We start from the raw sequence: 26,784 nt of genomic DNA on the forward strand, positions 1-26,784 counted from the left end.
TCAGATCTCCCCAATCTCCTCGATTTCCAAAATGCACGGCACAACGGCCCGTGCGATCGAGTTCGCCATTACCATCAAAACCATTACCCCGAAAACGATCACGAAGCGCTGATCGTCCGCCGTGCCCGCCCATCTTCCCCGCGCGGTCACTGCGGGCCAAGATGCGGGGAAGTTTCCATTCGAAGGGTATGAAGTCATGAACGTAGGTCTCGTAGGTTGGCGCGGCATGGTCGGCAGCGTCCTGATGCAACGTATGCAGCAGGAAGGCGATTTCGACTTGATCGAACCGGTGTTTTTCAGCACCAGCAACGCGGGCGGCAACGCGCCTTCGTTCGCCAAAAACGAGACCAGGCTCAAAGATGCGACAAGCATCGACGACCTGAAGAAGTGCGACGCGATCATTTCCTGCCAGGGCGGTGACTACACGAACGAAGTGTTCCCGAAGCTGCGCGCGGCGGGCTGGAACGGCTACTGGATCGACGCGGCATCGTCGCTGCGCATGAAGGACGACGCGGTCATCATTCTCGATCCGGTCAACCTCGAGGTGATCAAGAACGCGCTCGTCAAAGGCCAGAAGAATTTCATCGGCGGTAACTGCACGGTCAGCCTGATGCTGATGGCATTGGGCGGCCTGTTCCGCGAAAACCTCGTCGACTGGATGACGGCCATGACTTATCAGGCTGCATCCGGCGCGGGCGCGCAGAACATGCGCGAATTGCTGTCGCAAATGGGCACGCTGCACGGCGCGGTGAAGAACGAACTGGCAGACCCGGCTTCGGCGATTCTCGACATCGACCGCCGCGTGCTCGAAGCGATGAACAGCGACAGCATGCCGACCGACCACTTCGGCGTGCCGCTCGCGGGCTCGCTGATTCCGTGGATCGACAAGGATCTCGGCAACGGCATGTCGAAGGAAGAGTGGAAGGGCGGCGCGGAAACCAACAAGATCCTCGGCAAGCCGGCCATGGGCACGCCGGGTTCGATTCCCGTCGATGGTCTGTGCGTGCGGATCGGCGCAATGCGCTGCCATTCGCAAGCGCTCACGATCAAGCTGAACAAGAACGTGCCGCTCGACGAAGTGAACAGCATCCTCGCGTCGGGCAACGACTGGGTCAAGGTTGTGCCGAACGAACGCGAAGCGTCGATGCGCGATCTGTCCCCGGCGGTTGTCACCGGTACGCTGACGGTGCCGGTCGGCCGCGTGCGCAAGCTCGCGATGGGCGGCGAGTATCTGTCGGCCTTCACGGTCGGCGATCAGCTGCTGTGGGGCGCGGCTGAACCGCTGCGTCGTATGCTTCGCATTGTGCTCGACAAGTAAAGTAAACTACGCGCTCACGACGCGTAGACAACTCAAGAAGCGTCGCGCTTGCGCGGCGCTTTTTTCATTGTGTGCTCCGATCATCTTGTCTCTTTCCACTCGCAAAAAAGGCTGCGCGCTGACGCGCCAGGAGTCCCGATGAACTTTCGACGCTCCGCTCTTCGGGCTATGTCCATTCGTCACGAGAAGGTGCGATTCAGCAGCCGTCCAGCTGCGGTGGCCGCTTGTGCCGCTTTCGTCCTTGCGCTGCTCGGCGGTGGCGCGGGCAATGCGCTTGCCGCGCCGGCTAGTGCCACGAGCGCGCCGGATGCCGCTTCCGCTGTCAGTTCCACTACCGCTGTCGTTGCCGTCGCTGCTGGCTCTCAGTACACCGTACACGCAGGGCAGTCGCTGAACGATGTCGCGATCGCTATTACGCAGTCGCATGACCGGGCGATACTCGCGCGCGCTACGCACGCATTGTTCGACACGAATCCGGCCGCGTTCATGAATCACGATCCGAGCCGGATGCGCGTAGGAGCGGTGTTGATCGTGCCGGCGCTCGATGCGTCGGGGGCCTTGGCGGCTTCGTCGACTGGGGCCGCGGCAGGGGCGTCGGAGTCCACGGCGGCTGCGCCCGCTTCCGCGCCGACTGCCGCGCCGGCCGCGGCGGCGGCTGCCGCCAGCACGGCGAGTGCAGTCGCGCAGGTCAACGCCGCCGCCGCGAGTGCGGCCAGCGCGGCGGCTCAAGCGACGACGCCAGCCGCACCCACGGTTTCCGGCGCGGCCAGCGCGGCGGTATCGACCGGCGCGGCGGCGGGCGGTGCGATTTCGTCCGCGCCAGCGGCCGGTTCGCCGCCGGTGGCGACGAGTGGCACGCAAGAATGGGCCGGATCGATTCAACCGGGGGCGAGCGCGCCCGCCGGACAAGCGCCGTCGGTAGCGACCGCGACTGCACCGGCGGCCGCGGCCGCGCAGGCGGCTTCGCAGCCGCATCCGCAGGTGTCGAGTCTGCAGCAATTGCTGGCGCTGAAAAACCGCGTGCTGATGGAGTTGCAGAAGCACGGTATCGGCGGGGCGCCCGTCGCTTCAGGCCCAACGCCGACGAGCGCGGCGCAGCCGGCACCGGCAGGTTCCGCGGCGACCGTGGCCGTGGCGCCGGAGCGCGCGAATGTGACGACGTCGCCGTCGAATGAGGGCGGCATCTCTCAGCGCGATTTGAGCATCGCGGCGGCCGTGGGCGCGGCACTGATCGTTCTGCTCGCTGCTCTGCGCATGGGTCGCCGCAAGCGCGATAAAGAGGCCGCGGCACGGGCTGCCCAGACAACTGATGCAGAAATGGCGAGATCCGCGCGTGAGGCCGATTCGCGCAATGGCGGCGCGGCGGCGGGGCAGGCGGCGGTCACGGAAGGATCGGACGCGCAAGATCAAGAGGTCGCACGGCAGGCCGCAGCAGCAGAGCATGCGGCTGCGGAACGTGCGGCAGCCGAAGAGGCAGCGGCAGAAAGCGCGGCTGCGGAGCGGGTAGCAGCGGAGCGCGCGGTGGCCGAGGAGGCGGCGACCAAGCGCGCCGCAGCGGAACGTGCGGCTGCGGAACGCGCAGCAGCCGAGCAAGCCGCAGCGGAAAGTGCAGCAGCCGAACAGACGGCAGCGGAGCGAGCAGCGGCCGTAGAACACGCCGCGGCGGCACGCGCAGCAGCGGAACAAGCGGCAGCCGAACAAGCAGCAGCACGCGTCGCCGCCGAACATGCGGAAGCGGAACGCATAGCAGCAGAACGCAGCGCATCCGAGCGCGCCGCAGAAGAACAGGCGGCACAGCAAGCAGGCACGCCCGAACCTACTGCACCGACGGCGCCACTCGCCAGCATCCCGCTACCCAGCGAAAGCGAACTGTCCAGCGAACCACCGGCGGTCGCGCCCGCCCATGACGAGACGCTTCGCTCCGCAGCGACGGCCGCCAATCTCGCCGCCGCGGCAGAACTCGGCGCCGACGCGTTGCCGCTGGGACCGCTCGAACCGGTCAGCGCCGCGACGGAGGACGAGAACGCGCATCGCCTGCAATGGGACGAGCAATCCACAGAAAGTCCGACCGCAGAGAAAACGACAGGCACGACGACAACCCCGAGCCCAAGCGCCGCGGAACCGCCCTCGACAGCGTCGCACACCGCGACGGCCGAACCGCAGTCCCCCTTGAACGTTCCACCCCCAGTGATCGATTTCACGCAACATCAGATCGAACCGCGCCCCACCACGTCGTTCGGTCAGCCGTTCAGCGACATCCCCGTGCCGACGGAACCCGCGCCGTCCGCACCGACGGAGTTCCCGCGCGCGGCCGTCGACGCGTTCGGCAGCCTCAACATGCCGCTGCCGCCGCGCATCGACGTGCCCACCGTCGGCGAAGCCGAGCCTTCCACGTCGCTGTCGACGCAACCGGTCGCATCGCCTGACACGACCGCGCAGCAGGCCTTCGGCGTCCATGGCGCGGACGACGACGCCCCGCACATCGCCGATCAGATCGTCGCCGGCACAGCCGGCCACGGCGCCGTCGCGGGCCTCGGCGCGGCCGGCTTCGGCGCGCTGAAGCTCGACTTCGACCTCGAATTGCCGCCGAGCCCGGCTCAGCCATTGCCGGCCTTCACGCCAGCCGATCTCGGCCGCATCGCGCGCAACAAGCTGGAGTTGGCCTCCGAGTACATCGAGCTCGGCGATCTGGCGGGCGCGCGCGCGCTCATCAACGAAGTGATCGAAGCGAACGATCCAGCCACGCGCACCGAAGCCCGCGCGTTGCTTTCGACTCTCGCACCGCTGTCGTGAAGCGCATCGCATTAGGCGTGCAATACGACGGCGCCGGATTCGCTGGATGGCAGTCGCAGCCGCACGGCAACACGGTACAGGACGAGCTCGAACGGGCGCTGCGCGAATTCACGCGCACGCCCGTGCAGACGGTGGTCGCCGGCCGCACTGACCGCGGTGTGCACGGCTTGGGCCAGGTCGTGCATTTCGACACCGACCTCGATCGCCTCGACATCTCCTGGGTGCGCGGCCCGAATGCGTTTCTGCCGAAGACGATCGGCGTGCAATGGGCCAAGCCGATGCCCGACGATTTTCACGCGCGGTTTTCGGCATTCGAGCGGACCTATTACTACGTGCTGTACGTAAGTCCGGTTCGCTCGCCGATGCTCACGACGCGCGCCGGCTGGATGCACACGCCACTCGACGTCGAAGCGATGCGCTCGGCCGCCGGGCACCTGATCGGCGAGCATGACTTTTCGGCGTTTCGTTCGTCGCAATGCCAGTCGAAGACGCCGTTCAAGCACCTGTACCAGATCGACGTCAAACGACAGGGTAACTTCGTGCATTTCCGCTTCCGCGCGAACGCGTTCCTGCATCACATGGTGCGCAACGTGATGGGCTGTCTGATCGAAATCGGCAGCGGCCGCCGCCCGGCCGCGTGGATGGCCGACGTGCTCGCGAGCCGTAGCCGCGATTGCGCGGCGCCGACCTTCATGTCCGACGGCTTATACCTCGCGCAAGTGGGCTATCCTGAGCAATTCGGCGTGCCCAACCCGGCGACGGGCAGCGTGCCGTGGAGCAGCGTATGGACCGAGCAACCGGAAACATGAAAGCAGCAGAGAACCCCGCCATTCAGACCGACGCCACCGCCTTGCAAGGCGTGCCACATCGCACGCGCATCAAGCTGTGCGGACTATCGAAACCCGTCGACATTGCACACGCGATCGACCTCGGCGCCGACGCGATCGGCCTCGTGTTCTATCCGCCGAGCCCGCGCTCGGTGAGCGTCGCGCAAGCGGTCGAACTCGTGCATGAGGTGCCGCCGTTTGTGTCGGTCGTCGGTCTGTTCGTCAACGCGACGCCGGAATGGGTTCACGAAGTCGCGAGCAACGTGAACCTGACGCTGTTGCAGTTCCACGGCGACGAGACGCCTGAGCAGTGCGAGGCGCTCGCCGGCGTTGCGGGTTTGCCTTGGTTGCGCGCGTTGCGAGTTGCGGCGGATACTCGAGCGGCCGATTTGGTAAAATCGGCGTTCAACTATTCAGCAGCCAGTGGTCTCCTGTTCGACACCCATGTCGAAGGCTACGGCGGCGGTGGGAAGGTTTTCGATTGGTCACTTATTCCAGCAGAGCTCGCGCATCGGGCCGTTTTGAGTGGTGGGTTGAACGCGCAAAACGTCAGTGATGCGATCCATCGCGTGCGCCCGTACGCGGTCGATGTCTCGAGCGGCATCGAAGTAGCGGGCGCCCGGGGCGTGAAGGATCACGCCCGGATGGCGGCGTTCGTACGCGCGGTGCGCGCTGCGGACGCTGAATGATTCAGGCTCGCGGGCGCTTTCCGATGAAAGCCGCGAGCCATCCTGAGAAGAGTGATCACAATGTATAACTTGCCTGACGAAAGAGGCCACTTCGGCCAATTTGGTGGTGTGTTCGTCGCCGAAACGCTGTTTTCCGCACTCGACGAGTTGCGTGAAGCGTACGAGAAATATCAGAAAGACCCGGAGTTCGTCGCCGAGTACGAGCGCGAATTGAAGTATTTCGTGGGTCGCCCGTCCCCAATTTATCACGCCCAGCGCTGGAGCGAATTGCTCGGCGGCGCGCAGGTTTATCTGAAGCGTGAAGACCTGAATCACACCGGCGCGCACAAGATCAACAACGTGATCGGCCAGGCGCTGCTCGCCAAGCGCATGGGCAAGCCACGCGTGATCGCGGAAACCGGTGCGGGTCAGCACGGCGTGGCCACGGCGACGATCTGCGCGCGCTTCGGTATGGAGTGTGTGGTCTACATGGGCGCCGAGGACGTGCGCCGCCAGGCCGCGAACGTTTATCGCATGAAACTGCTTGGTGCGACGGTCGTGCCGGTCGAATCGGGGTCGCGCACTCTGAAGGACGCGCTGAACGAAGCGATGCGCGACTGGGTCACCAACGTCGAAAACACGTTCTACATCATCGGCACGGTTGCGGGTCCGCACCCGTACCCGATGATGGTGCGCGACTTCCAGCGCGTGATCGGCGACGAATGCCGCGTGCAGATGCCAGAACTCGCTGGCCGCCAGCCGGACGCCGTCATCGCGTGCGTTGGCGGCGGTTCGAATGCGATGGGGATCTTTTACCCGTATATCGACGATAGTCCCGTGCAGTTGGTCGGCGTCGAAGCGGCCGGCGACGGCCTCGAAACGGGGCGTCACGCGGCATCGCTGATCGGCGGTAGTCCCGGCGTGTTGCATGGTAACCGCACGTATCTGCTGCAAGACGAAGACGGCCAGATCATCGAGACCCATTCGGTGTCGGCAGGCCTCGACTACCCGGGCGTCGGCCCCGAGCATGCGTGGCTAAAAGAGAGCAATCGAGCTCAATACGTAGGCATCACCGACGAAGAAGCCCTGAAGGCGTTCCACGATTGCTGCCGCATCGAGGGCATTATTCCTGCGCTGGAGTCGAGCCACGCGCTCGCTTACGCTACGAAACTCGCGCCGACCTTGTCGAAAGACAAGATTCTGCTGGTCAACCTGTCGGGCCGCGGCGACAAGGACATGCACACGGTCGCCGAGCGATCGGGTATCCAGTTCTGAGCCGCGACGATGCGTGACGAGTTCGACGAGCCGCAGCCGGCGATTGAATCCACGAATCCGGCCGCCGAAGTCCCGGCGGCCGCGGCATCCGCACCGCTGCTGGCGCAGGTGCCGGCCGGCATTCAGCTGTTGAATCGCGATTTTCTAACCGATGTAGAGAACATTCCCGATGGGTCGATCGACCTGATCGTCTGTGATCCGCCTTATGGGTTGGGGAAGGACTATGGCAACGACTCGGACATGCGCACGGGCGAGGAATTTCTCGTCTGGACGTGCGGCTGGCTAGAGCTAGCTGTACCGAAGCTCAAGCCAACTGGGTCGCTCTATATCTTCTGCACCTGGCAATACGCGCCGGAAATCTTCAGTTTCCTGAAGACGAAACTCACGATGGTCAACGAAATCATCTGGGACCGGCGCGTGCCGAGTATGGGCGGCACCACGCGCCGCTTCACGTCAGTGCACGACAACATCGGTTTTTTCGCGGTATCGAAGGACTATTTCTTCGATCTCGATCCCGTCCGCATCCCGTACGATGCAGTCACGAAGAAAGCCCGTTCGCGAAAGTTGTTCGAAGGAAGCAAGTGGTTGGAGCTTGGCTATAATCCGAAGGATGTCTGGTCGGTTTCGCGTCTGCATCGGCAGCACGCCGAGCGCGTTGCGCACCCAACCCAGAAACCACTGGAAATCGTCGAGCGGATGGTACTGTCCAGCTGCCCGAAGGGCGGCCGCGTGCTCGACCCATTCATGGGCAGCGGCACTACCGCAGTCGCTTGCGCCCGTCATCAGCGCGAATTCGTCGGCTATGAGATCAACGAGAGCTATTGCGCGATAGCGCGCGAGCGCGTCAGCGCCGCCGCTACGCCTGCTGCGCCCCGTCGGACCCGAGCCAGGCCAAAAGTGCAGCCGTCGACCGAAGTGCAGTGAAAAGCGCGAGATTTGCCGCTAAGTTCGCTGAAAAGCGCGCGGCAATGGGCGCGCAATGGCCCTAATTCGAGAGTACTTCCATGTCCCGTATCAAGAACACGTTTGCCACGCTGTCCGCCCAAGGTAAGAAAGGCTTGATCCCGTTCATGACTGCTGGCGATCCGGACCCGGCGCGCACGGTTGAGTTCATGCACGCCCTCGCCGCCGGCGGCGCCGATGTGATCGAACTTGGCGTGCCGTTTTCCGACCCAATGGCAGATGGTCCTGTCATTCAGCAGTCGTCTGAACGCGCGCTCGCGAAGGGCGTGTCGCTACGCCATGTGCTGGCCGACGTCAAACGCTTCCGCGAAGCCGACGACAAAACCCCGGTCGTGCTGATGGGCTATGCGAATCCGATCGAGCGAATGGGCGCCGAGGCCTTCGCGAAAGCCGCGAAGGAAGCCGGTGTCGATGGCGTGCTCGTGGTCGACTATCCGCCTGAAGAGTGCGTAAACTTCGCGGAACAGATGCAATCTGCCGGGATCGATCCGATCTTTTTGCTCGCGCCGACTTCAACCGACGAACGTATCGCCGAAGTCGGCCGCATCGCCAGCGGCTACGTCTACTATGTGTCGCTGAAAGGAGTTACCGGCGCCGCAAATCTGGACGTTTCCAGCATCGCGAGTAAAATCCCGGCCATCAAGTCGCGCGTTCCCCTGCCGGTGGGCGTCGGTTTCGGCATTCGCGACGCGCAAACGGCGCGTGCGGTGGGCGAGGTGGCCGATGCCGTCGTGATCGGCAGCCGTATCGTTCAATTGCTCGAACAGGCAGCGCCCGACGCCGCTGCCGAGACGCTCACGCGTTTCATTGCCGAGGTGCGCGAGGCGCTCGATAGCCTCGCGAATGCCCGATAACAGTTATTTTTTGTCGCGGTAACGTGAGCGGCGGGCTCGTCCCGCCGTTCGCGCGACTGCTGACCCAGAAGGATTCCCTATGAGCTGGCTCGATAAGCTGCTGCCGCCAAAAATCAAACAAACCGACCCGAAAAACCGCAAGGGAATTCCGGAAGGCCTGTGGATCAAGTGCCCGTCGTGCGAAGCCGTGCTGTATCGCAACGACGTCGAGGCCAATCTGCATGTTTGTCCAAAGTGCGACCATCACATGCGCATCGGCGCACGTGAGCGGCTCGACGGTCTGCTCGATCCGGAAGGCCGCTACGAAATCGGCCAGGAAATCGTTCCGGTCGACGCGCTGAAGTTCAAAGATAGCCGCAAGTACCCTGAGCGCATTAAAGAGGCGATGGACGAAACCGACGAGACCGACGCAATGGTCGTGATGGGCGGCGCGATTCACACGCTGCCGGTCGTCGTGGCGAACTTCGAGTTCTCGTTTATGGGCGGCTCGATGGGTTCGGTGGTCGGCGAGCGTTTCGCGCGCGGCGCGCAGAACGCGCTCGAACAGAAAGTGCCGTTCATCTGCTTCACCGCTTCGGGCGGCGCGCGGATGCAGGAAAGCTTGCTGTCGTTGATGCAGATGGCAAAGACCACCGCGATGCTCACGAAGCTGGCGGAAGCCAAGCTGCCATTCATCTCGGTGCTGACCGACCCGACGATGGGTGGCGTGTCCGCGAGTTTCGCATTCCTCGGCGACGTCGTGATCGCCGAACCGAAGGCGCTGATCGGCTTTGCTGGTCCGCGCGTGATCGAACAGACCGTGCGCGAGAAACTGCCGGAAGGCTTCCAACGCGCCGAGTTTCTGCTGCAAAAGGGCGCGATCGACATGATCGTCGATCGTCGCAAGCTGCGCGAAGAGATCGCGCAATTGCTGGCGCTGTTGAGCCATCAGCCGGCGGACGCGGTCGCGTAAAAGCCGGGCAGCACCGCATTTGCCGCTCTTTCGCCGCGCTGTCGAAGACGCGGCGGAGCCAGGGAAGCAATCAAAAAAATAGCGCGCCGCGTGAGCAATCAAGCGGCGCGCTGTCATTTCCAGGATAATTACGGTCGCCTGCGATGCGGCAGCGGTCGAAGCCGAAGCTGGCGCGGCTAAAGGCACGGGTTTGTGCGCATAAACCGCGCAACGGCCTACGCCCATGACCGGCGACCCGCAACCGCAACCGCCTGACCAGCACCCTTCGCAGCACTGCAGAACCGAACCGCGACCCACTCAAGATTCACCCGATGACGACATTCCCCACTCTCGACGCGTGGCTCACGCACCTTGAATCTGCGCATCCGGTCGGCATCGACATGGGTTTGGGCCGCATCTCCCAGGTACGTGATGCGATGCAGCTATCGTTTGCCTGCCCGATCATCACGGTCGGCGGCACGAATGGCAAAGGCTCGACCTGCGCGATTCTCGAAGCGATCCTTCTGCGCGCGGGCTATACGGTCGGCTGCCACACGTCGCCGCATCTGCTGTCGTTCAACGAGCGCGCGCGCATCAACGGGGCAATGGCCAGCGACGCAGATCTGCTGCCGCACTTCGAAGCCGTCGAAGCCGCGCGCCAGAGCCTCGCCAAACCGGTCACGCTGACCTATTTCGAATTCACGACGCTAGCGATCATGAGCCTGTTCGCGTCGCGCGGCCTCGACGCGGTGATTTTCGAAGTGGGCCTCGGTGGCCGTCTCGACGCGGTCAATATCCTCGATACCGACTGCGCGATCATCACGAGCATCGATATTGACCACACCGACTATCTCGGCGACACGCGCGAAAAAATCGCGTTCGAAAAGGCCGGTATCTTCCGTCCCGGCAAGCCCGCGATTTGCGCGGACCCGGTGCCGCCGCAATCGTTGATCGATCACGCGGAAAAGATCGGCGCGCAATTGTGGTTGTTCGGCCGCGATTTCCGTTACGAAGGCCAGGCCGGCAGCGAGCGACAGCAGTGGAGCTATGTCGGCCCGACGCTGCGGCGCTCGGCGCTCGCGTATCCATCGCTTCGCGGGGCGAATCAGCTGATCAACACGTCGGCGGCGCTGGCCGGGCTCGAAGCTTTGCGCGACCGTCTGCCGGTGTCCGCGCAGGACATCCGGCTCGGCATCGCCAACGTGGATCTTCCGGGTCGTTTCCAGGTGCTGCCGGGCAAGCCGTCCATCGTGCTCGACGTCGGCCACAATCCGCATGCCGCCGCGGTGCTCGGGCAGAACCTCGGCAACATGGGCTTTTTCCCGTACACGTACGCGGTGTTCGGCGCGATGCGTGATAAGGACATCGCCGGCGTGCTCAATCATCTGAAAGGCGAGATCGATCACTGGTGCGTAACCGATCTGCCGACCCCGCGCGCTGCGTTCGCGCAAGAGCTCGAAACCGTGTTGCGCGAGCTGGGCGTGGAAGACGGCGCCGACAGCAGCGTCACGCGTTACACAACGCCGGCGCTGGCTTTCCAGGACGCGCTAAAACGTGCGTCAGAGAATGATAGAATCGTGGTCTTCGGCAGTTTCTATACGGTAGCGGGTGTGATGGCCTACCGGAAATCGCAGCAACACTGAGCGGGCACCAGGCTCGAACCAAGCGATTCATGGGAATTTTCTCGTTCGGCAAGAAAGACGACGCGCCCAGCCGGCGCGGCGCAAACACCAGTTCCAATCGGGCCGCCCGGGGCGAACGCGTCGAGCGGCGCACCCGCCGCACCGAGCGCACCGTCGATGCAGATGCAATGCTGCTCGACCCCACGCTGCCTGAAAAGCAGCGCGCGCGCCGCCGGCTCGTCGGCGCAATCGCACTGGTTGTCGCGGCGGTGATCATCCTGCCGATGGTGTTGGACTCGCACCCCAAGCCCGTCACCGACGACATCTCGATCGACATTCCGAACCGGCCCGCGCCGAAGCTCTCCAGATCCACCGACAACGAAGACGTGCAGGCCGGCGTTGCGCCGGACAATCCGACGGCCGCCGACACGGGCGTGGCTGCATCCAGCCTCGCGCCGGCAACGAGCGCGGCGACCACGGCGGCAGCCTCGGCCTCCGCCGCCAAACCGACGCAATCGACGCAATCGACCGCAGCGAAACAAGGAGCGACCCCCTCCGCCGCAACTGGCGCTCTTACCGCCGCGACGCCGAAACCCGCCGCGAAGCCGCAAACGGAGTCGCTCGCAGCCAACACCGCGCCTGCTGCCCCCGCCAAACAGACGAAGGCACCCGCCACCGCACCGTCGGCGTCGACCGACGACGAAGCGAACACGGCCACCGCCAGCGCCCACGCGAACTCCGGCACGCCGGCCTCGCCGCCGGGCAACCGTTTCGCGGTGCAGCTCGGCGCCTTCTCGAACGAAGCGAACGCGCGCAATTGGGCAGCGAAGTTGAAAGCGGCAGGCGTGCCCACATATACCGAACATAGGAAGCAAGCCGACGGCTCGACGCTGACATTGCTGCGTGCGGGCCCGTTCGCCGACCGCGCCGCGGCCACCGCCGCTGTCGCGAAGGTCCGCGAGGCGGGCCTCGTGTCGGGCTCGAACGGCAGCAGCGCACAGTAAGCGAGCGATGTTCACTGCCTTCGACTACGCTGTAATGGCGGTGATTGGTTTGTCGGCGCTGCGAGGCGCCTGGCGCGGTTTGCTGTCGGAAGTGTTTGGTTTGATCGGCTGGGTTGCGGCGTTTTTCATCGCTTGCGAGTTCGTGGGCTACGTGGTCCCGTATATCCCGTCTACCTGGCCGGGCGGCGCGTTGACGCAGTGGCTGCTGGCTTTTTCGCTCGTGGTGATCGGCGTAGTGCTGGTCACGAGCGTGGTGAGCGCGCTGCTCAGCCGCCTCGTGCAGGTCACGGGACTGGGCGGTGCGGACCGCTCGCTCGGCTTGATGTTCGGCCTCGTGCGTGGGGTCGTTCTGGTGCTGATTCTGGTCGCCCTCGCAGGCTTGACCGAACTGCCCAAAGAGGAATTCTGGCGCAACGCGCTGCTTCGTCCGTATGCGGTTGCGGGCGTACGCGCAATGAAACCGCTGCTCCCCGAGGCGCTCGCCGCTTACGTCCATGTGGACGATTCGGGCGTCCCGAGCAATGCGCAACAGGACTCCGGCGCATACCGGCTGCCTTGACGTCGTAGCGCGTCCCGTCCCATGAAAGCGCGGGCGCGGTCGCAGGCACCGGTCGCCATCACGAATTTCGTACCTTTGAAGGACATGCCATGTGCGGCATCGTAGGCGTAGTTTCCCACTCCCCGGTCAACCAGCTGATCTATGACAGCCTGCTGCTTCTGCAGCATCGCGGTCAGGACGCCGCCGGCATCGCGACGGCGAACGGCAGCAATTTCCACATGCACAAGGCCAATGGCATGGTGCGCGACGTGTTCCGCACGCGCAACATGCGCGGCCTGCCGGGCACGACGGGCATCGGCCAGGTCCGTTACCCGACCGCCGGTTCGGCGTCGAGCGAAGAAGAAGCGCAGCCGTTCTACGTGAACGCGCCGTTCGGCATCATCCTCGCGCATAACGGCAACCTCACCAACTGGCAGCAGCTGAAAGATGAGATGTTCCGCATCGATCGCCGCCACGTGAACACCAATTCCGATACCGAAGTGCTGCTCAACGTGCTCGCGCACGAGCTGCAACTATCGAGCTCGGGTCTGCAGCTCGATCCGGCCGCGCTGTTCAAGGCGGTGTCGGGTGTGCATCGCCGGGTGCGCGGCTCGTACGCGATCGTTTCGCTGATCGCCGGCTACGGCCTGCTCGGTTTCCGCGACCCGTTCGGCATCCGTCCGCTGTGCCTCGGCAAGCAGGAAACGGCAGAGGGTGTCGAGTGGATGCTGGCGTCGGAATCGGTGGCGATCGAAGGCATCGGTTTCGAATTCGTGCGCGACGTGCAGCCGGGCGAGGCGATTTTCATCGACACCGAAGGCCAACTGCATTCGCAGCAGTGCGCGACGACCACGAGCCTGAACCCCTGCATCTTCGAACTCGTGTATCTGGCGCGTCCGGATTCGGTGCTCGACGGCGTGCCGGTCTACAACGTGCGTCTGCGCATGGGCGACTACCTCGCCGAGAAGATCAGGCGCGAGCTGCCCGACGTCGCAATCGACGTGGTGATGCCGATTCCCGATTCGTCGCGCCCGGCCGCGATGCAGGTCGCGAAGAAGCTCGGCGTCGAGTATCGCGAGGGCTTCTTCAAGAACCGCTATGTAGGCCGTACCTTCATCATGCCGGGGCAGGCGGTGCGCAAGAAGTCGGTGCGCCAGAAGCTGAACGCGATGAACATCGAGTTCAAGGGCAAGAACGTGCTGATCGTCGACGACTCGATCGTGCGCGGCACGACGTCGCATGAAATCGTGCAGATGGCACGCGATGCGGGCGCGAACAAGGTGATTTTCGCGTCGGCGGCGCCGCCGGTGAAATTCCCGAACGTCTACGGCATCGATATGCCGACGCGCGGCGAACTGGTCGCGCACGGCCGCTCGGACGAGGAAGTTGCGCGCATGATCGGCGCGGATCACCTCGTGTATCAGGACGTCGATGCGCTGAAGCAGGCGGTGCGCGATATCAATCCGGCGCTGAAGGAATTCGAGGCTTCGTGCTTCGACGGCAACTACGTGACCGGCGACATCACGACCGAATACCTCGACCGCATCGAAAGCGCGCGTCTCGCGCCGTCGTCGCAATCGGATCGCGATGCCGCGAGCGAAGCGATCGACGGTGGCGGCCCGGCGCGTTCGCAGCTGCATCTGCAACTGTCGGTGGGTTGAGCATACACACCGCGCCACGAGCGTATTAACACGTTGGCTTGCGTCGATGTGATCTCGGCTTGCGGACGCGGGGCAACCCGAAACAGCTAAAGCGAAGGGCGGAACGCCACGGTCGTCCGCCCTGGCTCCAACCTCCCCGCACATGAAGCCCGCTTATGCCGACGCAAAAGCGGGCTTTTTTGTTGCTGCCTCATTTAGCCACGAAAGCAGCCACGGAAACCTGGAGACCAGAACCAACATGGACGACTTCCACGACTTTGACTTCGACACGCTGGCCGTTCGCTCGGGCACCGTGCGCAGCGATTTCAACGAGCATTCGGAAGCGATCTTCCTGACCTCGAGCTTCGTGTTCGCGAGCGCCGCGGACGCCGCCGAACGCTTCAGGAACTCCGAGGACTATTTCACGTACTCGCGCTTCTCGAACCCGACCGTCTCGATGTTCCAGGACCGTCTGGCCGCGCTCGAAGGCGGCGAGGCCTGCATCGCGACGGCTTCGGGGATGGCCGCGATCATGTCGGTCGTGATGTCGACGTTGCAGGCGGGCGATCACCTCGTTAGCTCGCGGGCGCTATTCGGCTCGACGCTCGGCATGTTCTCGCAGATCTTCAGCAAGTTCGGCATAACGACTACGTTCGTCGATCCGACTGATTTGAACGCGTGGAACGAAGCGGTGCGTCCCGAAACGAAGATGTTCTTCCTCGAAACGCCTTCCAACCCGCTGACGGAAGTGTCGGATATCGCAGCGATCGGCAAGATCGCGAAGGCCGCGAATGCGCTGTTCGTCGTCGATAACTGCTTCTGCAGCCCGGCGTTGCAGCAGCCGCTGAAGCTCGGCGCGGACGTCGTCATGCATTCGGCGACCAAGTTCCTCGACGGCCAGGGTCGTGTGCTCGGCGGCGCGCTGGTCGGTTCGAAGAAAATCATCATGGAAAAGGTGTTTCCGTTCGTACGCAGCACCGGGCCGACGCTGTCCGCGTTCAACGCGTGGGTACTGTTGAAAGGCATGGAAACGTTGTCGCTGCGCGTCGAGAAGCAGTCGGCGAATGCGCTCGAAATCGCGCGCTGGCTCGACTCGCATCCGGCCGTCAATCGCGTGTTCTATCCGGGGCTCGAATCGCATCCTCAGCACGCGCTCGCGATGCGTCAGCAGAAGTTGGGCGGCGCGATCGTGTCGTTCGAGTTGAAGGGCGACACGCTCGAGCAGATGCGTACGAACGCATGGCGCGTGATCGACGGCACGAAGGTCTGCTCGATCACCGGCAACCTGGGCGACACGCGTACGACGATCACGCATCCGGCGACGACAACGCACGGCCGCATTACGCCCGAAGCGCGCGCGGCGGCAGGCATCAGCGAAGGTCTGATCCGGCTTGCGGTGGGGCTTGAAAACGCGGGCGATATCCGTGCGGATCTGCAATGTGGGCTCGAAAGCTGACAGGCAGGGCGAAGCCTGTGCGCGGCATACAGGCTTCAAATGGCCTCAAAGCCCTCAAAGCCCTCAAAGCCCTCAAAGCCCTCAAAGCCCTCAAAGCCCTCAAAGCCCTCAAAGCCCTCAAAGCCCTCAAAGCCCTCCGCGCCACCTCCGCCGCGCTCAGTGCCGTAACGCGCGCCACTGCCCGGGCGGCAGCCCGAAACGCCGCGTGAACGCGTGCGTGTAAGCGCTCTGATCCCCGAAGCCGATCTCGAGCGCGATGTCAGTCAACGAAAGACGCGGGTCCGCAAGCAGCGTGATCGACGTGTCGAGCCGCAGCCGCTGCAAATAGCGATGCGGCGTCTCGCCGAACGCATCGATAAACAGTTGATGAAAACGCCGCATGCCGAAGCCGCAGTGCGCGGCGAGGTCCGCGATCTTCAGCGGCTCGGACAGATGCGCGCGCAGCCAGCGGTCGATGCGCGCGAAATCGAGACGAACGCCTTCGCTCTGCACACCGGCAAGTGCCCCGGAATCGGCGACAAGCGCGGCGCCCAGGCGTGCCGCAGCATCCCAATGAAAGCGACGGTGACCGAAGGCATTACCTTGCGCTTCGCCCACGCCGCCCGCAGCATGCGCGGCAATCGCGTGCACGAGCTGCGCGAGCGACGGATCGACGGCCACGGCGCGCGCGCGCTCGAACAACCGCTCGGGCACCGCCAGCGACGCCGCAGGCAAATCGAGCACGAGCTGCCGGTTCGTGCCGACACCCGCATAATCGTGCCGCGCGCCGGCCGGGATCAGCCATGCGGAGCCGGCGTCGATCTGCTCGGCGACGCCGTCTACCGCCATCACCATTGCGCCGTCGAGCCCCAGCACGACCTGGTGGAAGTCGTGCACGTCCGACGCTTCGATCGCGCCATAGCAGCGCAGCGAAACGTTGGGGGCGGCGACGGCGGCGTGGCTCATGACAATACTTTGGTGTAACTCAGACTTCGAGCAGTTCGACTTCGAACACGAGCGTCGCGTTCGGCGGAATCACCCCGCCCGCGCCGCGCACGCCGTAGCCGAGTTGCGGCGGAATGGTCAGCTTGCGCTTGCCGCCGACCTTCATGCCTTGCACGCCTTCGTCCCAGCCCTTGATGACCATGCCGCCGCCCAGCACGAACGCGAACGGGTCATTGCGGTCCTTGCTCGAATCGAACTTCTGGCCGTCGGTCAGCCAGCCCGTGTAATGCACGGTCACGGTCTTGCCGGCCACGGCTTCGGCGCCGGTGCCTTCCACGAGATCTTCGTACTTCAGGCCGGATTCGGTCGTCACAGTCGACATGCGTTGCTCCTCAGATCAAAACGTAAAACCGACATTGTAGGCGCGTTGACGTCGATCGCCGAGTCCGGTCCGGTTCCGCGCATGGCATGCGGATTGCGTCCCGCGTGGCGATTCGGCCTCGACTGGTCGGTCCGACCGGGATGCCTATAATGAGGCTTCCGCCCATCATCCAGCATTGCCTGAGAGGACTCGATCGTGACTACGTCACCCAACGGGACTGCTGGCGCCCAGCCGGCGTCGGCCGGCTTCGTCATCACCGAACGCAGCGCGCTGCTGCGCGCGGAAACCGCGTTGTTCATGCGCGATCACGTGCTGTCGCTGGTGTCGCACGACCTGCGCGGTCCGTTGAATGCGATTCATAGCTGGGCGTACGTGCTCGAGCGCAAGCTCGACGCGAACGATCCCAATTCGCAGCGCGCGATCACGGGCATTCGCAGCGGAGTCGATCAGCAGGTGAAGCTGCTCGAGACGATCGTCGATGCGACGCGCGCCGAAACGAAATCGCTCGCGCTCACGTATGAACCCTTTCCGCTGCATCCGCTGCTCGACGAAACCGTCGACGAAGTCCGCACCGGCCTCGCCCGCGCGCGCGGCGTCGAAGTGCGGCTCGACTCGCAGATCGCCACCGAGCAACTGAACGGCGACCGCGCTCGGCTCGCCGCCGCGGTGTGGCTGATGCTGACGTTCGCCGTCGAAGCGAGCGCGCGGGGCACCGAGGTCGCACTGGCCGCGCGCGCGGACAACGGCACATGGCACGCAAGCGTCACTTACGAGCCGAACGAGGCCGCGTTGAACGACGCCGCGCTGCCGCATGTGCTCGAAGCGTTCGCGCGCAAGCAGGCGGGCGAACCGCGCGAGGCGAAGCGCATCGCGTGGGTGTTCGCGTTGTGCAAACGCGTCGCGGAGGCGCACGGCGGAAGCTTCGAGCAAAGCGATACGACGGAAGCGGACGGCGTCACCGCGACCCCCGCCACGCTCGTGCTGCGCGTGCCGTTCAGCGCGGCGGCGCCGAAATGAGCGTCGCGCGCGAATGCATTGGCGCACAATCAAGATTTCATCGAGCTTTCAGCCCCTATACTGACAACTTTTGTTGCCGGAGCCCGTCGCTTTGATCCAGGTTGTCGCTCTTATCGGTGCAATGTTTCTGGTTGCACTCAACGGTTTTTTCGTCGCCGCCGAATTCGGTCTGGTCAAACTGCGGCAGACCCGCGTGCAAAGCCTCGCCACCCAGCATGGCATGCGCGGACGTCTGCTCGCGAAGGTGCACGGACAGCTCGACGCGTATCTGTCGGCGTGTCAGCTCGGCATCACGCTCGCGTCGCTCGGCCTCGGCTGGATCGGCGAACCGGCGTTCGCGCAACTGCTGATGCCGCTTTTCACCGTGATCGGCGTGGAGTCCGAGAAGCTGATGCATGGCATTTCACTGTTCTTCGCGTTTTCGTGTATTTCGTTCCTGCATATCGTGGTCGGCGAACTCGCGCCGAAGTCGCTCGCGATTCGCGAGGCGGAGAAAATTTCGCTGTGGGCCGCCGCGCCGCTGTACGGTTTCTATTGGGCCATGTACCCGGCCATCTGGCTGCTCAACACGAGCGCGAACGCGGTGCTGAAGGCCGCGGGGCTCGATACCGACCAAGGTCATGACTCGCATTACTCGACCGAGGAACTCAAGCTGATCCTGCGCGGCCGCCGCGCGAACGTCGCGAGCGAACTCGGTGCGTCGACCGGCGCGTACAGCCAGGACGAATGGAACACGATCGCGCACTCGCTCGACTTCTCACGAATGACCGTATCGGACCTGATGCGGCCGTCGCATGAAATGGTGTGCCTGCGGCGCGATCTGCCGCTGCGCGACAACATGCAGGTGGTCGCGCGGCACCGCTTCAGCCGCTATCCGCTATTCGAGGATGCATCGGGCGAACGCGTGGCCGGCATGATCCACCTGAAGGACCTGTTGCTCGCGCGCCAGGCGGGCAGCACGCTCGACGACCTGTCGCGCTACGTCCGCCCCGTGCAGTACGTGAAGCCGGACATGCCGGCGCTCGATCTGTTCCGGCGCTTTCGCAAGGGCGCGCCGCACTTCGCGCTGGTCGGCCACAAGAACGCGAAACCGATCGGCTTCCTGACGCTCGACAACCTGCTCGGCGCGCTGGTCGGGCAGATCCACGATGAATTCCGCCAGGGCGACGCCGACTGGACCCGCATGGACGACGGCACGCTGATGGGCAAGGGCAGCTTGCCGGTGGTGTCGCTCGAACGTGCACTGGGTATCGACATCGATGAAGGCAAGGCCGAATCGGTGGGCGGGCTCGTGATCCAGGCGCTCAACGATCTGCCGAGCGAAGGGCAGCGCGTCGAGTTCGAAGACTTCGACGTCGTGGTCAAGAAGATGAAGGGACCGCGCATCGTGCTCGTGCGCGTGTATCCGAAGGTGTTCGACGACGAGGACGGTTGAGGCCCGAACCAACCCGAAGCCTCAACCCTTTTTGGCCGCCTTAGCTTCGAGGCACCCCATCCTCCACCAGCACCGCGACCGGCATCGCCGCGAGCGCGTCGCGCAGATACAGCAGCCCGTGATCGTCGACTTTCGGCGCGGCGGGGCTCAGCCAATCGAACAGCGCACGCGCCGACAGATCGGGCGGCATTTCGATGGCCGTATCCGCCCATTGCGCCGGCTCGACGAGCGGCAGACCAGCATCATCGCCAAGCAGTCGCGCGGCCAACCGGCTGGCAATCACCACGGCCCACGCATTGCCATGCCGCCGCGCGAACGCGATCACACTCGACGCATGCGCGCCGCGCACCGTGAGCGGCAGATACGTGCCCTGACTCAGCAGCTCCGGCAGATGCGCGCGCAACGCCAGCACGCGCTGGATCACCGCGAGCTTTACGCGCCCGTCGCGCCAGTCCGCCAGAAATTCCGACGGCGGCGTTTGCGACTGCGGCAGCCACGCCTCGCGTTTCGCGAAATCGACGGGCCGCCGATTGTCCGGGTCGACGAGGCTGAAGTCCCACAGCTCGGTGCCTTGATAAAGATCAGGGATCCCAGGCGACGCGACGCGCAACACCGTCTGCTGCAGGCTGTTGAGCGCGCCCGCGCGACCAATGCGCTCGACGAACGCCGACAGCTCCTTCAGAAAGGCGTCGCGCCGCTGCGGCGCAAGGATACCGAACAGGAATTCGCGGCAGCCGGCCTCGTAAGCTTCGTCGGGCGCGAGCCAGCTGGTTTGCAGCTTCGCCTCGCGCAGCGCCTTCAACTGCCATTGCGCGACGCGCTCGGCCAGCTCCTTGACGCCGGCTTCGTCGTCGGCGCGCAGCGCCGGCGGCCAGCAGCCCACCAGCGTTTGATACAGCATCGCCTCGGCGGCGGGGCCGGGAGCCCATGCGTCGCTCTTGTCCTGGCTCACGCTGCTGATCGGCGTGCCGTCGAGCGCTCGACGCTGCGGCGCGTTCAACGTCGACCATGCACGCAACGTCGCGCCCCATTCGTCGGCGATCTCGCTGAGCACCGCGAGCCGCGCGCGCACGTCTTCGCCGCGCTTGTGATCGTGCGTGGCGGTCGCAAGCATCGCATGAGGAAAACGTTGCGCGCGCTCGAGATTGCCCGCATGAAACCGCTCCACCGACAGCGCGAACTCGCCCGGGTCCGAGCCGACTTCGTTGCGCGACAGCAGACGGCCGTAGCGATAGCACGCGGTGTCCTCGATCGCCTTGGCGGCGAGCGGCGCGGTCAGCTGCGAAAACAGCGTTTGCGCGCTGCGCCGGGACGAGCCCGCATGCGGCGGCGCTCCGCCGCCTTGCGCCTGCTGCTGCGACTGCGCGCCGGGGCGCGCGGGCGGGGCTTCTTCGGCGCTGCCGCCGAGCCACGCATTCACGCGCTCGAGCGCCGCATGGTCCGAGCGCGGCAGCGAAGCGCGCGCGCCCGCGAGCGCCTCCTCGAAATAGACGTTGTCGGCGGCGCTGCGCAGTCCGCCCAGCGGATACATGCGGTACACGGGGAAATGCACGACCAGTTCGGTCAGCACGCGGCGCAGCGCCGGGTACGTGAAGTCGCGCGTGCTCAGCGAATCGCGTGCGATCCGATGCAGCGCGCGCGCCGCGCGGTCCAGTTCCGCGGAGAAGTTTTCCGCGAGAATCTTGCGCCGCGCAGCGTGCGCTTCATCGGCGAAGCGCGCGCTGCGGCCGGTGAGCTCGGCCCACGTACCGGCGAGCGGGTCCGCGCCGGCCGGATCGTGCAGCAGCGCGCCGACGTCGCTCATGAAGTCGTAGCCGGTCGTGCCGTCGACGGGCCAATCGTCGCGCAACGGCTCGCCACGGCCGAGAATCTTCTCCACCAACACGTACGGCGCTGTGTCGCGCAACTCGCTGAGCCGTTGGCGCAAACGCTGGCAGTATTCGCGCGGCTCGGCGAGCCCGTCGATGTGATCGATCCGCAAGCCGTCGACGAGCCCTTCGCGATAGAGGCGAAAGATCAGCGCGTGCACTGCCTCGAACACCTCGGGCCGCTCGACGCGCACGCCGGCGAGCGTCGAGATGTCGAAGAAGCGCCGCCAGTTCACTTCGTCGGAGGCGGTGCGCCACCACGCGAGCCGGAAATGCTGCCGCTCGATCAGCCGATGCAGCCGGTCGCGCGTGACCGGATCCTCAGGCGCGTAAGTCTCCAGCACGAACTCGATCGCCGACTCGCCTTCGCGCGCGACGAACTCGCGCAACTCGTCGCGCGCCTCGGCGGCGCGTGGTTGGTCGGCGGGCTGCGTGGTGAGTCCCTGAAAGCGATTCGCGAGCGCGCTCAGATCGGCGCGGTCGGCGCCTTGCAGGATCGCCGCGTAATCGACCGGGCAGATCGGGAACACGTGCGGACCGTAGCCGATTTGAAAGCGTCCGCTGTCGGCCGCGAAATGCAGCCCGATGCGGCCCGCCGCCAGTTCTTCGCCGTACGACGCGCCGAGCGTCGGCAGCAGCACCTTGCCGCGCAGCGCGGGATCGGGCGAATGCCAGTCGACGTCGAAATGTCGCGCATACGAGCTGTGGCGGCCCCATTCGAGGATGTCGAGCCACCACGCGTTGCTCGACCCGCCGACGCCCATATGATTCGGCACCATGTCGACGATGAGCCCCATGTCGTGCGCGCGCAGCTTGTCGACGAGGCGCTTCAGGCCCGCCTCGCCGCCGTATTCGGCACTGACCTGGTTGTAGTCGACGGTGTCGTAGCCGTGCATCGAGCCGGGCTCGGCCGTCGTGATCGGCGACGCGTACAGGTGGCTGATGCCGAGCGCGGCGAAGTAGTCGACGTGTCGCGCGGCGTCGTCGAACGTGAAGCCTCGATGGAACTGGAGGCGCAGTGTGGAGCGTGGAACGGTCATGGCGTGTCAGGCTCCGCGGAAGTGTTGGATGAACGCGCGGCGGCGCGGCGCGCGCCGTCGACGGCCAGCAGGCGGTCGGTAAACACGGGGTCGTCGAACATCGCGTCGACGGGCAGCGTCATGCGGCGGCGCCAGTTCGGATGTTCGTCGATCGAGCCCGGCAGGTTCGGTTGCTCGTCGAGCGCGAGCAGGTCTTCGAGCGGAAACGTGACGAGTGGCCCTGGTGTCGCGGCGACGAATGCGAGCGCTTCGTCGACCGGCGCGTTGTCGGCGTCCGGCGGCGCGACATCGGGCGCGGCCACGCCCGCTTGCTGGAACGCGCGCCACAAGTCGGCGCGCTGCTGCGCGCGCTCTTCGAGCGCCGCTTCCTCGGGATCGCGCCCGTCGGCGCGCGCCATCGTCTGGCCGATGCGGTTGCGCCACATGATGTCGCTGCCGCGCCACCAGCCGGCGACGGTCGGCAGATCGTGCGTGGTCGTCGTGCCGACCGCGTAGCGGTCCCAATCGGCCGGCGCCTTGAAGCCGTTGCCGTCGGGGGCGCCTTCGAACCACAGCACGCGAATCCCCTCGATGCCGTGCTCGTCGAGCCGCTCCCGAAACCCGGACGGCACGGTGCCGAGGTCCTCGCCGATCACGATCGCGCGATGCCGCCACGATTCGAGCGCGATCAGCCGCAGCAGGTCTTCGAGCGGATAGCGCAGATACGCGCCATTGCGCGCGCTTTCGCCTTCGGGCACGAGCCACAGACGCCGCAAGCCGAGGATGTGATCGATGCGGATGCCGCCGGCATGCGCGAACGCCGCGCGCAGCATGTCGATGAACGCGGCGAAGCCTTGTGTGCGCATCGCGCGCGGCGAAAAGGTCGTGAGTCCCCACGACTGGCCGGCCTGATTGAAGAGATCGGGCGGCGCGCCGACCGACACGCCCTGCAGCATGTCGTCGGGATAGGACCATGCATGACTGCCGGCGCTGTCGCAACCCACCGCGAGATCGGCGATCAGGCCGACCGCCATGCCGGCTTCGCGCGCGGTGTGCTGAGCGTGCAACAGCCCGCGCGATGCCAGCCACTGCAGGAACAGATGAAAGTCGACCTCGTTGCGATGCGCGGCGGCGAACGCCTCGACTTCGGGGCTGCGTGGGTCGCGCAAGGCGTCGGGCCAGTTGCGCCAATGGCCGTCGCCGCCTTGCGCGAGCTGCGCGGCCTGCAGCGCTTCGAAGCGCGCGTGATCTTCGAGCGCGCGCCCCGCGCGTTCGCAGAAGCCGTGAAATTCGAGCGCGCGCGGCGAGTGCCGCGGGCGCTCGTTGGCGCTGAACTGCTCGTACAGCGCGCGCAAAACCGTGAGCTTCAGCGGGGTCGCGTGCGGCCAATCGATCAGCGGCAGGTCTTCGTATTTGGACCACGCTTTGCCGGCTTGCGCCGATGCGGACGCTGATGCATCCGTGCCGAACACCGCGGCCGGATCGATATGCGTGACGTTCAGCCATAAACGCGACGACGGCGCATACGGGCTGAAGCGCTCGGGCTGCGCGCTGAACATCGCGTGGGTCGGACTGACGGCGAGCGCGTGCGCGCCGCGCTGCGCGCCGTGCCGCGCCAGCTGCGCGAGCGCCGTGTAATCGCCGATGCCGCCGTCGCCGGTGCGGCGCAAGCCATACAGTTGCGCGGCGATGCCCCACAGTGGCGGCGCGGGCGGCGCGGCTTCGCGTTCGCCTTCTCCGTCGCCGCCGTGCAGCGTGCGCCACGCGTCGGCGACGGTGTAGCAGCGCGGCGGCGCGACCGCGAGCGTTATGCGCTGGTCGTTGATCACGAGCGCGTGATAGCCGGCTTCGTCGATCGGCGCGAGCAGCGCTTCCTCGCCTTTCGGCGCGGTGAATCTGCCGTCGATGATCGAGCCGCTCTCCAGCTCGATCCGGTAATGGCTGCCCGACTTGACCGCGGCAGCGGGCAGCGCGATGCCACGCCCGATCACCGCGGTCATCAGCGGCGGCAGCCTACGGCCCGATAGTTCGGCCTCCAGAGCAGCGGCGCTGTGGCGGATATCCGTGGCGTTGCCGCACGGCAGACCCATGCGTTCGAGCAGCGTGCCAAGTGTCTTTTCGGGCACATGCTGCGTATTGTGGTGCGCGTCCTGCCACTCCACCTCGAAGCCTGCGCGGGTGGCGAGCGCGGCGAGCCTGTCGTTGGGGCGTCGGGTCGTCACGCGCGCTGCTCCTCGTGCGATGCGATGCGCGCATCGTGGCGGCTCGCGAATTCGTTGATGTCGCCGGTCAGCCACGCGATGCACGCATGCGCGGGCAACACCCGCGCGTCGGCCTGTTCGCGCGCGCGCGGCGGTGTTTCGAAAATGATCTTGCCGTCGGGGATGGCGTCGAACGCGACGTTCTGCTGCGACAGATTCAGCGCAATCGACAGCGTCTCGCCATCGCCGAGTTTCCAGCGCGCGATCAGCGCGTTCGCGTCGCTGCCACCGGCATCGCGCAGCACGGTCGCGCCGCACGCCTTCGTGTGTTTCAGGCGCGGCGTGATCAGCTTCGCGCGCACCGCGAGCGCGGACTTGTAGTAATGCATCCAGTCGAGCCGATCCGGCGTCGGCTTTACATCGGGCGCGGGTGGCGACGAGGCGGCGAAGGTCTGGGCATCGTTCGGATCGGGAATCTGCGCGCGGCGCTTCTCATCGCTGAACGCGGCAAAGCGCGCGAATTCACGGCGTCTCCCTTCGCGCACCGCGTCGGCGAGATCGCCGGTGTAGTCGGTGAAAAACAGGAACGGTTGCGTCGAACCATGCTCCTCGTCCATGAACAGCAGCGGAATTTGCGGCGACAGCAACAGCAGCGCGGTCGCCGCGCGCAGCGCGTCATCCGAGGTCAGCTTGCGCAGACGTTCGCCGAACGCACGGTTGCCGATCTGATCGTGGTTCTGCAAAAACATCACGAACGACGTCGGCGGCAGATGCGCGCTCGCTTCGCCACGCGGCGCACCATCGTGCAGCGGCGACGGCTCGCCCTGATACGCGAAGCCTTCGGACAACACTCGCGCGAGCCGGCGAATCGGTTCGTTTGCATACGCGTGGTAATAGCCTTCGGTTTCGCCGGTCAGCAGCACGTGCAGCGTGTTGTGCGCGTCGTCGTTCCATTGTGCGTCGAAATGCGCGTCGAGCAGGCTCGCGCTGTTGTGCTCGTTTTCGAGCACCAGATGCACGTGGCGGCCATGCTGCACGTGCGCGCGGATATGGTCCGACAGCTCGCGCAGCCACTCGGGATTGTCGATCGCATGCACCGCATCGAAGCGCAGTCCGTCGAAGCGGTACTCGTTGATCCAGTAGACGGCGTTGTCGGTGAAGAAGTCGCTGACTTCGCTGCGCTCGAAGTCGATCGCGGGGCCCCACGGCGTGTTCACGCCTGCGCGGAAAAACGGCTCCGCGTAAGTATGCAGATAGTTGCCGTCCGGTCCGAAGTGGTTGTAGACGACGTCGAGAAACACCATCAGGCCCACACCATGCGCGGCGTCGATCAGCGCCTTCAGTTTTTCGGGGCGGCCGTATGCTGAGTCGGGCGCGTACGGCAACACGCCGTCGTAACCCCAGTTGCGACGACCGGGAAAGTCGTTCAACGGCATCAGTTCGATTGCGGTGACGCCGAGCGCGGCGAGCTCGGGCAGGCGCTTTTGCACGCCCGCATACCCGCCCATTGCACCGACGTGCAATTCGTACAGCACCGTCTCTTCCCAGGGCCGGCCGTGCCATTCGGTGTGTTCCCAATGGTAGGCGCGCGGATCGATGACCTCGCTCGGGCCGTGCACGTCCCGCGGTTGGAACCGCGAGGCCGGATCGGGCACCGCCTGGCCGTCGTCGAGCTGGAACCGATACAGCGTGCCCGCGCCGCTCTCCACGGTGATCTCGAACCAGCCGTTGCCGGTCGGAGCCATGTCGTGCGCGCCTTGCGCGGGGCCATTTTCGACGACCACCTGCACGCTGTTGCACGACGGTGCCCAAAAACGGAACCGCGTGCGCGGTCGCGTGCCGCTCGCGCCGATCAACTGCGCGCTGAACGGCAGGCAGTGCGCATGATGATGCGTGTGAGGATCAATCGGACTTTCAGACATGTGTTCACCATTCGAATCTGCTAACGAGCCTGGACGGCAATGCGACGCAACGCAAGCAGGCATTGCGTCGCAACATTCTTGCCACCCCGGCTGCGGTGCGATTGGTTCACGCTCGAAGGAGGTCGCC

The 26,784-nt window shown here is 65.2% G+C and carries 20 protein-coding genes; 15 read left to right on the forward strand and 5 right to left on the reverse strand.

The window, feature by feature from the left end:
- Positions 1-196: 196 nt before the first annotated feature.
- The 13 genes from asd (at position 197) to OKW45_RS14130 (ending at position 15,889) form a co-directional block, all read left to right on the forward strand.
- Complete coding sequence (asd, locus tag OKW45_RS14070) at positions 197-1,318, forward strand: aspartate-semialdehyde dehydrogenase (RefSeq protein WP_429468956.1); 1,122 nt, start codon at positions 197-199, stop codon at positions 1,316-1,318.
- Between the two features lie 138 nt (positions 1,319-1,456).
- Entirely contained in the window at positions 1,457-4,111 is a 2,655-nt protein-coding gene (locus OKW45_RS14075; protein WP_429468959.1) for a FimV C-terminal domain-containing protein, read from the forward strand.
- Positions 4,108-4,920 carry a tRNA pseudouridine(38-40) synthase TruA gene (gene truA, locus OKW45_RS14080; RefSeq protein WP_429468962.1) on the forward strand — a complete coding sequence of 271 codons (813 nt, stop codon included), beginning with the start codon at positions 4,108-4,110 and terminating at the stop codon, positions 4,918-4,920. Before OKW45_RS14075 ends, truA begins: the two co-directional genes overlap by 4 nt.
- Positions 4,917-5,627 carry a phosphoribosylanthranilate isomerase gene (locus OKW45_RS14085; RefSeq protein ID WP_184072219.1) on the forward strand — a complete coding sequence of 237 codons (711 nt, stop codon included), beginning with the start codon at positions 4,917-4,919 and terminating at the stop codon, positions 5,625-5,627. Before truA ends, OKW45_RS14085 begins: the two co-directional genes overlap by 4 nt.
- Positions 5,628-5,687: 60 nt before the next feature.
- The gene (trpB, locus tag OKW45_RS14090) at positions 5,688-6,881 is read left to right on the forward strand and encodes a tryptophan synthase subunit beta (RefSeq protein WP_429468966.1); all 1,194 of its coding nucleotides are present in this window, start codon (positions 5,688-5,690) and stop codon (positions 6,879-6,881) included.
- 9 nt (positions 6,882-6,890) lie between these two features.
- Positions 6,891-7,805 (forward strand): DNA-methyltransferase, encoded by a 915-nt coding sequence (locus OKW45_RS14095; RefSeq protein WP_429468969.1) that lies wholly within the window; start codon positions 6,891-6,893, stop codon positions 7,803-7,805.
- Between the two features lie 80 nt (positions 7,806-7,885).
- A complete protein-coding gene (gene trpA, locus OKW45_RS14100; RefSeq protein ID WP_429468972.1) occupies positions 7,886-8,698 on the forward strand; it encodes a tryptophan synthase subunit alpha in 813 nt (270 codons plus the stop codon).
- A gap of 79 nt (positions 8,699-8,777) precedes the next feature.
- Positions 8,778-9,650: an acetyl-CoA carboxylase, carboxyltransferase subunit beta gene (accD, locus tag OKW45_RS14105; RefSeq protein WP_018424130.1), complete on the forward strand. Its 873-nt coding sequence runs from the start codon at positions 8,778-8,780 to the stop codon at positions 9,648-9,650.
- 311 nt (positions 9,651-9,961) lie between these two features.
- Positions 9,962-11,272, forward strand: coding sequence for a bifunctional tetrahydrofolate synthase/dihydrofolate synthase (gene folC, locus OKW45_RS14110; RefSeq protein ID WP_018424132.1), 1,311 nt, complete (start codon positions 9,962-9,964; stop codon positions 11,270-11,272).
- Positions 11,273-11,301: 29 nt separating this feature from the next.
- Entirely contained in the window at positions 11,302-12,255 is a 954-nt protein-coding gene (locus OKW45_RS14115; RefSeq protein ID WP_429468975.1) for an SPOR domain-containing protein, read from the forward strand.
- Positions 12,256-12,262: 7 nt separating this feature from the next.
- On the forward strand, positions 12,263-12,814 hold the full coding sequence (locus OKW45_RS14120; protein ID WP_184004328.1) for a CvpA family protein: 552 nt from the start codon (positions 12,263-12,265) through the stop codon (positions 12,812-12,814).
- 89 nt (positions 12,815-12,903) lie between these two features.
- Complete coding sequence (purF, locus tag OKW45_RS14125) at positions 12,904-14,454, forward strand: amidophosphoribosyltransferase (protein ID WP_018424135.1); 1,551 nt, start codon at positions 12,904-12,906, stop codon at positions 14,452-14,454.
- 238 nt (positions 14,455-14,692) lie between these two features.
- Positions 14,693-15,889, forward strand: coding sequence for an O-succinylhomoserine sulfhydrylase (locus tag OKW45_RS14130; RefSeq protein ID WP_429468978.1), 1,197 nt, complete (start codon positions 14,693-14,695; stop codon positions 15,887-15,889).
- Between the two features lie 156 nt (positions 15,890-16,045).
- Here OKW45_RS14130 and OKW45_RS14135 read toward each other — a convergent pair whose 3' ends face one another.
- Both OKW45_RS14135 and OKW45_RS14140 read right to left on the reverse strand, forming a co-directional pair.
- Complete coding sequence (locus tag OKW45_RS14135; protein WP_018424137.1) at positions 16,046-16,834, reverse strand: AraC family transcriptional regulator; 789 nt, start codon at positions 16,832-16,834, stop codon at positions 16,046-16,048.
- A gap of 19 nt (positions 16,835-16,853) precedes the next feature.
- Entirely contained in the window at positions 16,854-17,195 is a 342-nt protein-coding gene (locus OKW45_RS14140; protein WP_018424138.1) for an FKBP-type peptidyl-prolyl cis-trans isomerase, read from the reverse strand.
- Positions 17,196-17,390: 195 nt separating this feature from the next.
- Here OKW45_RS14140 and OKW45_RS14145 point away from each other — a divergent pair, with 195 nt between their 5' ends.
- Together OKW45_RS14145 and OKW45_RS14150 are read left to right on the forward strand one after the other, a co-directional pair.
- The gene (locus OKW45_RS14145; RefSeq protein ID WP_429468980.1) at positions 17,391-18,212 is read left to right on the forward strand and encodes a sensor histidine kinase; all 822 of its coding nucleotides are present in this window, start codon (positions 17,391-17,393) and stop codon (positions 18,210-18,212) included.
- 91 nt (positions 18,213-18,303) lie between these two features.
- Positions 18,304-19,647, forward strand: coding sequence for a hemolysin family protein (locus OKW45_RS14150; protein WP_429468983.1), 1,344 nt, complete (start codon positions 18,304-18,306; stop codon positions 19,645-19,647).
- Between the two features lie 40 nt (positions 19,648-19,687).
- On the opposite strand, the gene treY is transcribed toward OKW45_RS14150, so the two are convergent.
- From treY to treZ, 3 genes are read right to left on the reverse strand one after another with little or no spacing between them, the layout of a single operon-like run.
- The gene (gene treY, locus OKW45_RS14155) at positions 19,688-22,555 is read right to left on the reverse strand and encodes a malto-oligosyltrehalose synthase (RefSeq protein ID WP_429468986.1); all 2,868 of its coding nucleotides are present in this window, start codon (positions 22,553-22,555) and stop codon (positions 19,688-19,690) included.
- Positions 22,552-24,756: a 4-alpha-glucanotransferase gene (malQ, locus tag OKW45_RS14160; protein ID WP_429468988.1), complete on the reverse strand. Its 2,205-nt coding sequence runs from the start codon at positions 24,754-24,756 to the stop codon at positions 22,552-22,554. The genes treY and malQ overlap by 4 nt, the downstream gene beginning before the upstream one ends.
- The gene (treZ, locus tag OKW45_RS14165; RefSeq protein WP_429468991.1) at positions 24,753-26,657 is read right to left on the reverse strand and encodes a malto-oligosyltrehalose trehalohydrolase; all 1,905 of its coding nucleotides are present in this window, start codon (positions 26,655-26,657) and stop codon (positions 24,753-24,755) included. The genes malQ and treZ overlap by 4 nt, the downstream gene beginning before the upstream one ends.
- Between the last annotated feature and the right edge of the window lie 127 nt (positions 26,658-26,784).

It is taken from the genome of Paraburkholderia lebeckiae (assembly GCF_050436225.1).
GTDB lineage: Bacteria > Pseudomonadota > Gammaproteobacteria > Burkholderiales > Burkholderiaceae > Paraburkholderia > Paraburkholderia tuberum.

Bases quoted from the DNA above. Each gene is read 5' to 3' on its own strand.
- asd (WP_429468956.1), top strand. From the start codon at position 197: ATGAACGTAGGTCTCGTAGGTTGGCGCGGCATGGTCGGCAGCGTCCTG.
- OKW45_RS14075 (WP_429468959.1), top strand. From the start codon at position 1,457: ATGAACTTTCGACGCTCCGCTCTTCGGGCTATGTCCATTCGTCACGAG.
- OKW45_RS14085 (WP_184072219.1), top strand. From the start codon at position 4,917: ATGAAAGCAGCAGAGAACCCCGCCATTCAGACCGACGCCACCGCCTTG.
- trpB (WP_429468966.1), top strand. From the start codon at position 5,688: ATGTATAACTTGCCTGACGAAAGAGGCCACTTCGGCCAATTTGGTGGT.
- OKW45_RS14095 (WP_429468969.1), top strand. From the start codon at position 6,891: ATGCGTGACGAGTTCGACGAGCCGCAGCCGGCGATTGAATCCACGAAT.
- trpA (WP_429468972.1), top strand. From the start codon at position 7,886: ATGTCCCGTATCAAGAACACGTTTGCCACGCTGTCCGCCCAAGGTAAG.
- accD (WP_018424130.1), top strand. From the start codon at position 8,778: ATGAGCTGGCTCGATAAGCTGCTGCCGCCAAAAATCAAACAAACCGAC.
- folC (WP_018424132.1), top strand. From the start codon at position 9,962: ATGACGACATTCCCCACTCTCGACGCGTGGCTCACGCACCTTGAATCT.
- OKW45_RS14115 (WP_429468975.1), top strand. From the start codon at position 11,302: ATGGGAATTTTCTCGTTCGGCAAGAAAGACGACGCGCCCAGCCGGCGC.
- OKW45_RS14120 (WP_184004328.1), top strand. From the start codon at position 12,263: ATGTTCACTGCCTTCGACTACGCTGTAATGGCGGTGATTGGTTTGTCG.
- purF (WP_018424135.1), top strand. From the start codon at position 12,904: ATGTGCGGCATCGTAGGCGTAGTTTCCCACTCCCCGGTCAACCAGCTG.
- OKW45_RS14130 (WP_429468978.1), top strand. From the start codon at position 14,693: ATGGACGACTTCCACGACTTTGACTTCGACACGCTGGCCGTTCGCTCG.
- OKW45_RS14135 (WP_018424137.1), bottom strand. From the start codon at position 16,834: ATGAGCCACGCCGCCGTCGCCGCCCCCAACGTTTCGCTGCGCTGCTAT.
- OKW45_RS14140 (WP_018424138.1), bottom strand. From the start codon at position 17,195: ATGTCGACTGTGACGACCGAATCCGGCCTGAAGTACGAAGATCTCGTG.
- treY (WP_429468986.1), bottom strand. From the start codon at position 22,555: ATGACCGTTCCACGCTCCACACTGCGCCTCCAGTTCCATCGAGGCTTC.
- treZ (WP_429468991.1), bottom strand. From the start codon at position 26,657: ATGTCTGAAAGTCCGATTGATCCTCACACGCATCATCATGCGCACTGC.